The sequence below is a fragment of the Legionella lansingensis genome (assembly GCF_900187355.1).
Taxonomy (GTDB): Bacteria; Pseudomonadota; Gammaproteobacteria; order Legionellales; family Legionellaceae; genus Tatlockia; species Tatlockia lansingensis.
In genome coordinates this window covers 1,472,212-1,482,500 of sequence record NZ_LT906451.1, presented here as the reverse complement: position 1 = coordinate 1,482,500, position 10,289 = coordinate 1,472,212, and the positions used below count along the sequence as shown (strand labels likewise).

The window sequence follows — 10,289 nt, the reverse complement described above, 5'->3', positions numbered from 1 at the left end:
ACGCTCGGAGCGAGGGTTATTATCACGTCCAACCACTAAAGTGGTATATGCTTATCGCGATTATGTAAACTCGCATATTTTGTCTCTTCTTGATGAGATCTCAGAAAATAAATTTAACCAGATACAAAATTTAATCACTTGGGGTTTACAGCATGAACAACAACATCAAGAGTTGTTGTTAATGGATATTAAATACAACTTTTCACGTGATCCTGATTTCCCTTCCTATCAAGAAGAGAAACTATCACCCCATTACGACACGTCGCCAAATACAAAACCCAGTATTGAAGTAGCCGGTGGACTTATTGAAATTGGTCATGCAGGTAGACATTTTTGTTTTGATAACGAGATCCCACGACATCAAAAATTCTTGCGGCCATATTTGATCGCGCCACAGCTAGTAACTAACAGGGAATACCTGGAATTTATTGAAGACAATGGCTATGTACAAGCAAGATGGTGGTTAGCTGATGGATGGGATTGGATTGTAGGACAAAAATGGTTCGCACCGTTATATTGGCAAAAGATCGATAGTAAATGGCATATCTTTACCTTACATGGCTTGAAAGCGCTGTCCCTTGCTGAGCCTGTTTCTCATATTAGTTATTATGAAGCTGACGCTTACGCCAAATGGCGAGGCTATCGATTACCAACAGAGGAAGAATGGGAACATTATGTCAGCATAAATGCTATTTCTCCACATGAGGGTAACTTCCTGGAAACAGGTATTTACCATCCACAAGCAGACACAAGTGGAGGTAATAATGTCCCCAAGCAGTTTTTTGGAGATCTTTGGGAATGGACTGCCAGTCCATATTCCCCTTACCCTGGCTACAAAACACCTGAAGGTAGTCTAGGGGAATACAACGGGAAATTTATGAATAATCAAGTAGTGCTTCGTGGGGGTTGCTGTGCTACTCCTCAAGATCACATCAGGGCTAGTTATCGCAATTTTTTTCAACCGGAAAAGCGCTGGCAATTTAGCGGAATTCGTTTGGCTGCCTACCTTTAGGAGCAGATGATGAATGCAAAATTAAAAATGCTACAAGATTATCCGCATGAGAATGAGACAACGGAATTCATGAATGATGTCGTTGTTGGTCTTTCGCGCTCTCAAAAGCAACTATCCTCTAAATATTTTTATGATTCAGTGGGATCCGATTTATTCAACCAGATTACTCGCCACCCAGATTACTATCTAACAACATGCGAGATAGAAATTCTCACAAATCTGAAAGAAGAGTTATCCAATGTATTAAAGAATGAATCATTTAATCTAATAGAACTTGGTCCCGGAGAAGGAATTAAACCCAGATTGCTCATCGATCAATTTCTAAAGGATGGTTTATCTTTTAGCTATTTTACCATTGATATCTCAAAAAATTATCTAACCCATCTTGTCCATCAATTTAATCAGCAATTACCTGAGCTTGATATTATTGCTATAAACGCAGATTATCTGAGTGGTATGAAATGGTTAAAAGAGCAGTCTGAGAAGCGTAATATCGTGTTATTCCTCGGCTCGAGCATAGGAAACTTTGATCTTTCAATCTCAAAGCGGTTTTTACAAAATATTCGAAGCTCTTTGCATGCAGGAGATTACATGCTAATTGGTTTTGATTTACGCAAAGACATAGATACCCTGCTGCGAGCTTATAATGATAATGACGGAATCACACGGGCATTCAACCTAAACTTATTGCAGCGAATTAATAGAGAATTACAGGCTGATTTTGATGTGAACCTGTTTTCTCATTATGGGACTTATGATGTTTATGCTGGAGCAATGAAGAGTTATCTCCTCAGCCTCAGTGAGCAGACAGTGACTATACCCCCTTCAAATAAAATGTTTTCCTTTGAAAAATTTGAACCCATCCATGTGGAGTCATCATACAAATTCTTGTTCTCTCAGATCAAAATGCTAGCTGATACTAGTCAGTTCGAAATTATAAAAAATTACACCGATCCAAAAGAGTATTTTGCAAACTCTTTATGGCAAGCTAGGAAATGAAGCATTCTTAGGGTCTGTTGACATTTCCTACGTTCATCTTAAGTCAGGGTCCATTTTTTTCTCAACGGCCTTCTTTTCGCTTATCATGGCCCTTTCCATCTCTTGAGCTTTATCTGAAGATAATTCTGTCTCAGCATCCTCAAAGATTTGAGTCTCCTCCTCTATAATATGATGCCTTAATATATTTGCCATGCTTTCAAAGAGTTGAAACCAAGCTGCTCCTTTAAAATCACGCTCGGAAAGCCTTTCCAACATCTTTTCAACCTCAGCATGTTCTTCTCGCGCCTGTTTGATTTCTTCTTCTGTCAAAGAAAATCGTTGTAATGGTGAATAAAAAATCTTCTCTTCTGCTTTTGCATGCAAGATGACTTGCGTTTTTAATTTGTTAAATAATTCATCTCGCAGCGAGATTTGGTCAGGATCTAACTCTTCAATTTGCTGCAGCAAATCCTTAACCCGACGATGGTCTCTTCGTAAGTAAGTATATATGCTCATTTTAAGCCTCCTTTCTCGTCTTGTATGACCTAAAATGCAACCTTGTGTTTGTTTCTAAACTCTTTATTATTTAGCCAATTAACGACGAAGTAACATAGATAATAAAAAACCTACGCCACCTGCAATTAACAATGATAGTAGTGGTTTTTCATGAACTCGATGTGCAATCTGATCAGAATATTCCTTGATATTGTTTTGTACCTCATGAATCCTGTTTTTTCCTTCTTCGTATAGTTCATTAGCCACCTTTTTACTATCATCCAATACCTTTCTACTATCGTACAATAAGACCGAAGCTGCTTCGCTAATGCCAGATTCTTTTAATGTGCCTTTTGGGCGACTGTGGAAATTTTGTGGCTGCCTACTTGGAGCCTGTGCTTTCTTCATATCCATTGCTCCTCTTATATTCCTTTAAGCTCTTCTAATAGATTCGTTGCTATTCTCTATGAATAAACTGTACTCTTAATTATAGCAAATGGTCAAAAATTGATCTAAATCTGTTCTTGGCTATAATCTAGTTAAGTTTCGCACTGTCGTGATAAGTCTCTTGTGGCGGTATGGACACCAATAGGGGAGAATGTTATGACATTAAGGAAAGAGATCTTACTACATTGGCTACGTGATGCCCATGCAATGGAAAAACAATCCGAACAGATGCTTAAAAGCCAAATTTCTCGACTGGAACATTATCCGCGTTTAAAAAAGCGCATGAAACTTCATCTCGAAGAAACTCTCTTCCAACAAGAACAACTCGAAAAATGCATTATTCGGCTAGGTAGCCATCATTCTATGCTGAAAGATTTCTCGGCAAAGCTTATCGGCTTTAGCCAAGTTGCCGGTCATATGCTATCCAGCGATGAAGTCGTCCATGGTGCGGTCGATAGTTATGTGTTTGAAAACCTTGAAATTGCTTCTTACACAAGCTTAATTACTGCTGCCGAAAATGCTGATGATCTTGAAACGAAAGATATTTGCCAACAAATCTTGTATCAAGAAGAAGCAATGGCGGAGTGGTTGTTAGGTCATTTACCGCAACTTGTTAAAGCCTTCCTCTTGCGATCTGAACTTTCAGTAGAAACCGCCAAACGCTAATGACGAACAGGCGACCAGGAACGTTGCCTGGGTTATAGTCTTTATCTTGTATTAAACCAATAGTCTGCCAAAGCAGTATTTTGATAATGGGATAAACACTTGGAAAAAAAGGCCTTCGCCTTATTTCTTTGTTGGCTCTTAAGTAAACTTAAGAGATAAGTTTGTGTATACAGTTCATCTTGAGCATCACTACCCCCCAATTGATAGCACTGCTCAATGACGGGACCCATCAATTTGCAGGCCTCATGGTAGTTTTCTTGAACAAAAGCACTGATCCCTTGAAACATAGGTAGCGCAACATTTTTCCATAAATCTCGATATGAACCAGGAGGAGAAGTCTCAACATAAGTTGAAACGGTCTTTAGCAACTGTTTAACTCCCTTAGTGTCTCCGATCCTGGCTAAACAATAGATGAAATGTGCATTATTAAAAGCCACGTACTGCTCAAAAGGATGCCTGCCAAGATGAGAAGCGATCGTGTTGAATAACTTATCTTGAGGCAAACCCGCCATATCCATTCGCCATAGTAAAGAGATGGCATCTAATTGCTCACCTATTGTGTCAGGTAATGTATCAAAGATTTTAGGAAAAAATTCTATCGTCTTTGTTTCATCTCTATTTGCCAAATGAAATAAAGCAAAATGCCAGCTATTGTGCGCCTTCAATAATGGCAAGATGGTTTCCCATGTGTCTTTTAGTTCTTGTAGCGTTCTAATACCTCCTTCAATGTCACTTCTAAAAAGATAAACATGAGCTAAAGTATGATGCGCCCAGGGTGTAACCCTCTCTTTGGCAATGGCTTGCTCTGCCATGGCTTTTGCTTCCTCGTATTGACCACATAACTCCAAAGCAAAAGAATAAATGGACAAAAAATAGGGATCGTCCATGTTTTCTTTAGCACACAGCTGACAAAGAGCGAGAAAATGCTTGGCTTGATAGGCCTGACCAGTACAATAATATAGCCATTCGGCAAGTTTCAGAGCCAATGTGTCTCGTGGATACAAGGCAATAATTCCTGCAAACAACGTTAAGGCAGCCTCATAATCCAAGCGTAGCCAAGCTTGAGCTGCTTGATAAGTCAATTTTTCCCGCAAGTTAGCCCTTCTAAATGCTTTCTCAGCTTGCAAAAGATAATTAGCTGCAATGTGGGTTGCTGCATGTTCCTGGGCATATAAATAAAACATAGCTGCATAAGTTTGTAGAAGTAGATTGTCCGGGTTTTGTTGTGCGGCTTTCAGAATACGATCAGCGTTTTTACCAGAGCCCAAAATCTGGTAATGGAATTCATCGATACTATCAATCACTTCAGAAGAACTGGTAGTAACATCTAGTCCTCTTTGCGTTTTCATAAGAAATATTAGTACATAACCATAAAAAAATCATAGCATATGATGGAGAACCTTCCTTAGCCATTTCTGACCTTCTAATATTAGCAAAAGCACCGTGCGATCAATACAAAATATAAACTAGTAAGTTCTCAACTCACTGACTTCGATATAAATACCTCTCGTTGGGGATGGTTAGCTGGTATAGGTACTGATATCAAAGTCAAAAATAACTTTTACTTAAGATTCGCATATGACTACAGTCGATACAAAGGAATGACAGTTGTTCACAGAATATTACGTGAGTGCACCCTTTGGAACTATGGGATGACCGGTATACATTAGCACTCGTGTACAACTTTGACACACCACCATCATTAAGGGTAATCAAATAAAAAATATCTCAGTCACGTGAAGAAGCCTTGCTGCTTCAATTATCACGAATCCTTGGCTGATCTAAAGAAACTTAGATCTGACGTTGAGCTCCCTGGATAGGATTCTTTGAGTATGAACAATGCTATGATCAAACTCGCCAAGTAGCATAGAGGCATAACTAGTAAAGCTTGGTTATAACTTTGCACAGTGTAAACTGGAATATCATTCACAATAGACCAACCATCACTATGATGGAGGATAACACCAACTAGAGGCTGAAAAATTGCGCCACCAATCAGCACAGAAAGATTATTAAATCCGGAAGCGGTTCCTACCAATTCCGGGGGATTATTGTCTTTAACAACGGCAAAACTCACTGTCTGGCCTCCAGCACCAAAGCCAAGCATAAAGAGCACAACATACATCCAGCCGATTGACACATCAGGTACATACAATAAAACCATTGTCGCCACAAGCCCAAAAAGCGAACTAAGTGCCAACGCAAGACGCCGACTATAGAAACGATCACTAACCCATCCAAGCAAAGGACTACCTATGCCAATTCCCAACCAAATCATGCTACATAAACCTGAAGCCAAAATAACACTAATCTGATATTTTTGTTGCAAATAAGGTACTCCCCATAATGCCGCAAAAACGGCGATGGGGGTCCAGATTGCAAAAGCATATGCGCCTGTTATCCAAGTATAAGAACGGCTGCAAACACTGACGAGGCGATGCCATTCGTCAATAAATTGCCGCTTTGGCGGGCTTTGAGTTGGTTGATGTGGATAATCACGAATGACAAACCAAATCAGTGCGGCCAAAGCCAAACCAACAAGGGCTAAAATAAAGCTCGCGTTTCGCCAGCCAACTTGCTGAATCAACGCAGCCAAAGGCATTTCACCAAACATCGCACCGACGGAACTCATCAGTTGTGCAATCCCAGCGAGGAAAGCAAACTGTTGCGGTGGGAACCAACGTGAAACCAAAACGAGGACGCCGATAAAAGAAAAGGCCGAGGCAATACCAATTAAAAAACGCCCTAATGCCGCTGTTAACAAGCTATTCGTGGATGCAAAAAAGAAAGAACCGACAGCACACAAAATCAGGGCGTAAGTCATTAGCTTGCGTGGTCCATAACGGTCAAAAAGCAAGCCTGCAGGTAATTGCATGGGCGCATAGGCATAAAAATAAAATGCAGAAACGATTCCAAACCCCGCTGCACTCACTTTAAACGTTTTCATCATGGAATCAGCCATGACACTAGGCGCAACCTGCAAAACAAATTCATACAAATAAAACGATGCGGACAATAAGAAAATGATGTACGCAGTAAGCTTGCCAGGATGCTGATAATTTGATTGATTTGCGTTCAAAATATATTATCTTGTCTATTGAAAGTGCACATTACACCCTAAGCTAATTTCCTTTGTCAATGCCCCGAGGATAGATTGTTCCTAATATTGCTAAATTTCTGGCGCCAGTAATTTTGCTCATATCCAAGGGCGTGTAATTCAAGGTTTTTTCAGCAAACCATGCGAACATTGCAGCCTCAATAAAGTCGGGATCGATGCCATATATGCTTGTACTTGTTACATCCACTCCTGGAAGACATTGTCTAATGGCCTGCATTAAAGCAACATTATGCGTCCCACCACCGCAAATAAGCACCTGTGTTGGTTTTATCCTCACAGCTTGCACCGCTTGCGCAATGACATTTGCGGTTAGCATTAACAATGTTGCTTGTACGTCTACCGGTTTGTATCCAGGGTCTATTTGCTTTGTCAGCCATTCTAGCGAGAAATATTCTTTGCCAATGCTTTTAGGTTGTGGTCTCGTAAAGAAAGGATCACTAGCTAATTTGTCTAGCAAGGGGGCAATCACTGAGCCAGATGCTGCCCAATTACCATTGATATCACAGTCCAGCTCCAGGTGCTGCTTGATCCATGCATCCATTAAGCAGTTTCCTGGTCCTACATCGTAGCCATAAGCGCTAACATCATGTGAGAGGTAAGTCACATTGCTAATACCCCCTATATTTATAACCATTAATGGTAACTTATATTTCGCAAAAAGCGCTTGATGATATATGGGAGCAAAAGGAGCTCCTTGTCCACCAACAACAAGATCACGTGTTCTAAAATCAGCAACCACCGTAACCCCGGTCAGCTCGGCAATGGTGTGAGCACAACCTAGTTGCACTGTATAAGGAATATAAGCAGTCGCATCATGGCAGAGAGTTTGTCCGTGGCTTCCTATTGCATGAACTTGCGTTGCTGAGACTTTAGCTGTAGCCATAAGCTCAAGGGCAGCCTGTGCAAATTCTCGTCCTAAGATAGTATTTAGTTGACTAAAAACCTTCAAGCTTTGAACATGTCCAGAAAGAACCTGACCAAGGAAGTTTTTGGCTTCAGGGCTGTATGGACGAGTCAAGCCAGCAACAAAACGATTTGTAGTCAAATCAACTAAAGCAGCATCGATACCATCCATACTTGTGCCTGACATTAGCCCGATGTACAATTTTTCTGTACCATTTGCTTTTATATGTGTCATACTTTTCTTCTTGTAATTCAGTTGTTATATTCTTTTAATTGCCATTTTGCATAAGACTGTTCATTAAATTGCGTGTTTCCTGCGCAGCGAGAATCCATTCAGGGATGACACAAGGCAAATCAGGATAGAAACTCGCCATCGAGGGATACATAATCTCTTGCATTTTAAGCTATAATTCAGACTTGACCTCGAGGGTATTATGCCAAGTAAACCATCATCGCCAGAATCGCAAACAACCCCTTTTTTATTCTTAGGAAGTCTATCTACTTTTTCTCTACTAACCTTTGATTTGTACCAACCAGCCCTCCCAGCGATTACCACGTATTTTAATACAACTCCTGCATTAGGTCAGTTGACTTTGAGTTTATTTTTCTTTGTTTTCGGGTTTTCGCAATTAATTTGGGGGCCTTTGATTGATCATTTTGGGCGACAATCCACATTGCGACTCAGTCTAATCCTTTTTTTCATCGCAACCTTGGGGTGCATTTTCTCCATCAATATTGAATTCCTAATCCTTTCGCGTACTCTACAAGGATTTGCCGTTTGCTGCGCTCATGTAGTTGCTTTCTCCTCTTCTCGTGATTATGAAGATAGTACTGATAGGGCAAGGGTACTATCGCACATTACCATGATTGTGTCGGTGTCCCCTATATTCGCACCATTGATTGGTTCTCTAATTTTTATGCATTATGGCTGGCAAGCCACCTTTGTTGTAATGGCACTAATCAGCGTTCTTTTATTTGTTTTGGCAGCACGCCTGCTTAAAGAAGCACCGAATTGGTCTAAAAATGGAAATAGCTTTCTTTGGCGCGCCTCTTTGGCCAGCTATAAAAACATCCTAACCCATAAACGCTTCTGGATTGGCATTGCTCTTGCCAGCGCCTCTTATTCTTGTGTGATGATTGTTATCGTTAATGCGGCATACCTGATCATTGATCACTTAAAGATTTCGCCCTTCTATTTTTCAATTCTTTTTGGAATAAATGGCATTATGCTTATCTTGGGGAACTACATTGGTATCAAGTTGCGTGAAAAAAAATCACTCATCTGGAATATTCGCTTAGGCAGTATGACCATGATTCTCAGCTCCTCAGTCATGCTAGCGATGTTGCTCTGTGGACAAGATTTGACTCTACTCGGTTTAGCCCCTATTTTAGTTATCGCCTTGGGCATTAGCTTGTTGAATCCACCAACGTTCTCAATTGTCCTGGAGGATTATAAACAACAAGCGGCAACAGCGACCGGGATTCTAAATACGATCAGAATGACTCTTGCAGCAGTCATTGGAGGGCTTTCAGGCGCGGTGATAACTTATCACTTTTCTGTTCTGCCAATTAGCTTATTTATCTGCTCGCTTATTTGCCTTATATTCAGTTTTTTAATCTGGGAAGATTAGGGTTGAACCCGAGTAGAAATGTCAACGGCTCCCGAAACAACGGTAAAAATTCTCCGTCGTTTTTTTTGCAATCTCCTCATAGCTGATTTGGCGCAACTCACTGATAGCCATCGCAACATATTTAACTAATGCTGGGTGATTTTGTTTTCCTCGATAGGGTACCGGAGCTAAATAGGGAGAATCTGTTTCAATTAACAACCGCTCCATAGGAACTTTTTTAGCCACTTCATGGAGCTTGGTTGCATTCTTAAAGCTGACAATGCCTGAAAGGGAAATGTAAAAATTCATATCAAGAGCACGTTTGGCTATTGTCCAATCTTCAGAAAAACAATGCATAACGCCACCTATCTCACTTGCCTTCTCCTCAGCCATCAATTGCAACGTGTCTTCAGCAGCTTGGCGGGTATGAATGATTAGAGGCTTTGAACAGCTTAATGCAGCATGGATATGCGTCCGAAAGCGCTGCCGTTGCAGTTCCTGTGCAGAGGATGTTTCAGTACGATAATAGTCCAAACCCGTTTCGCCAATAGCAATGCACGAAGGATGCTTAGCCAACTGGCAAAGCGTATTGCAATCAGGTTCTACCACTACATCATTATTAGGGTGAAGGCCAACGGAAATGGTGACATTAGGATAAGTATCGGCCAACTCGCACAATGTTGGGTAATCATCCAGCTCAACGCAAACACAGAGGAAGTGTTCGACACCGTTTTCTTCCGCTTTACGAATGACATTCGCTAAATCGTTATCAAATTCAGTTAAATCAATAAAATTGAGGTGACAATGTGAATCGACTAGCATGCTTATTTGTTGTGTATCTGAAGGTATATTGATTTTAGCATGTCAGCCTAGTCTCTAGAAGGTTCATTGCTTCAACTCGACCTTCAAGTTTTTATTGCTTGACCTTAGAACATCGAATTACCGTGGTTTGACCATCCTGAAAAACTCGACGTGCCGCGGCTTGTCCGCGGCATCCATAAGTTTGAAGTCCATTACTCCTATCAAATGGATACCGCGGACAAGCCGCGGTACGTCGGCA

10 protein-coding genes (1 of these 10 running past the window's edge) are annotated in these 10,289 nt (G+C 40.7%); 4 read left to right on the top strand and 6 right to left on the bottom strand.

The features are described 5' to 3' along the window. Together egtB and egtD are read left to right on the top strand one after the other, a co-directional pair. On the top strand, positions 1–1,012 hold the 3' portion of the coding sequence (gene egtB / locus CKV79_RS06735) for an ergothioneine biosynthesis protein EgtB (protein WP_035915724.1). 257 nt of this gene lie to the left of the window's left edge; the window shows 1,012 of its 1,269 coding nt (coding positions 258–1,269); the start codon falls outside the window, past its left edge; its stop codon occupies positions 1,010–1,012. A gap of 9 nt (positions 1,013–1,021) precedes the next feature. Then, complete coding sequence (gene egtD, locus CKV79_RS06730) at positions 1,022–2,011, top strand: L-histidine N(alpha)-methyltransferase (RefSeq protein WP_051546183.1); 990 nt, start codon at positions 1,022–1,024, stop codon at positions 2,009–2,011. A 33-nt stretch (positions 2,012–2,044) separates the two neighbouring features. Here egtD and CKV79_RS06725 read toward each other — a convergent pair whose 3' ends face one another. Beyond that, the gene (locus CKV79_RS06725; protein ID WP_028373600.1) at positions 2,045–2,506 is read right to left on the bottom strand and encodes a hemerythrin domain-containing protein; all 462 of its coding nucleotides are present in this window, start codon (positions 2,504–2,506) and stop codon (positions 2,045–2,047) included. Positions 2,507–2,584: 78 nt separating this feature from the next. Further along, entirely contained in the window at positions 2,585–2,893 is a 309-nt protein-coding gene (locus CKV79_RS06720) for a DUF883 family protein (protein ID WP_051546184.1), read from the bottom strand. Between the two features lie 195 nt (positions 2,894–3,088). Here CKV79_RS06720 and CKV79_RS06715 point away from each other — a divergent pair, with 195 nt between their 5' ends. After that, entirely contained in the window at positions 3,089–3,598 is a 510-nt protein-coding gene (locus tag CKV79_RS06715; RefSeq protein WP_028373602.1) for a ferritin-like domain-containing protein, read from the top strand. A 41-nt stretch (positions 3,599–3,639) separates the two neighbouring features. On the opposite strand, the gene CKV79_RS06710 is transcribed toward CKV79_RS06715, so the two are convergent. From CKV79_RS06710 to CKV79_RS06700, 3 genes are all read right to left on the bottom strand, one after another. Beyond that, positions 3,640–4,947 (bottom strand): tetratricopeptide repeat protein, encoded by a 1,308-nt coding sequence (locus tag CKV79_RS06710; RefSeq protein ID WP_028373603.1) that lies wholly within the window; start codon positions 4,945–4,947, stop codon positions 3,640–3,642. Between the two features lie 413 nt (positions 4,948–5,360). Then, entirely contained in the window at positions 5,361–6,677 is a 1,317-nt protein-coding gene (locus CKV79_RS06705) for an MFS transporter (protein ID WP_051546185.1), read from the bottom strand. 43 nt (positions 6,678–6,720) lie between these two features. Next, positions 6,721–7,854 carry an anhydro-N-acetylmuramic acid kinase gene (locus CKV79_RS06700; protein ID WP_035915726.1) on the bottom strand — a complete coding sequence of 378 codons (1,134 nt, stop codon included), beginning with the start codon at positions 7,852–7,854 and terminating at the stop codon, positions 6,721–6,723. 199 nt (positions 7,855–8,053) lie between these two features. Between CKV79_RS06700 and CKV79_RS06695 the strand changes: the two genes are divergently transcribed. After that, the gene (locus CKV79_RS06695; RefSeq protein ID WP_065236355.1) at positions 8,054–9,250 is read left to right on the top strand and encodes a multidrug effflux MFS transporter; all 1,197 of its coding nucleotides are present in this window, start codon (positions 8,054–8,056) and stop codon (positions 9,248–9,250) included. 21 nt (positions 9,251–9,271) lie between these two features. Here the strand turns inward: CKV79_RS06695 and CKV79_RS06690 are convergent, their stop codons facing one another. Further along, positions 9,272–10,051, bottom strand: a complete 780-nt coding sequence (locus CKV79_RS06690; protein ID WP_028373605.1) for a TatD family hydrolase — start codon at positions 10,049–10,051, stop codon at positions 9,272–9,274. Positions 10,052–10,289 lie beyond the last annotated feature (238 nt).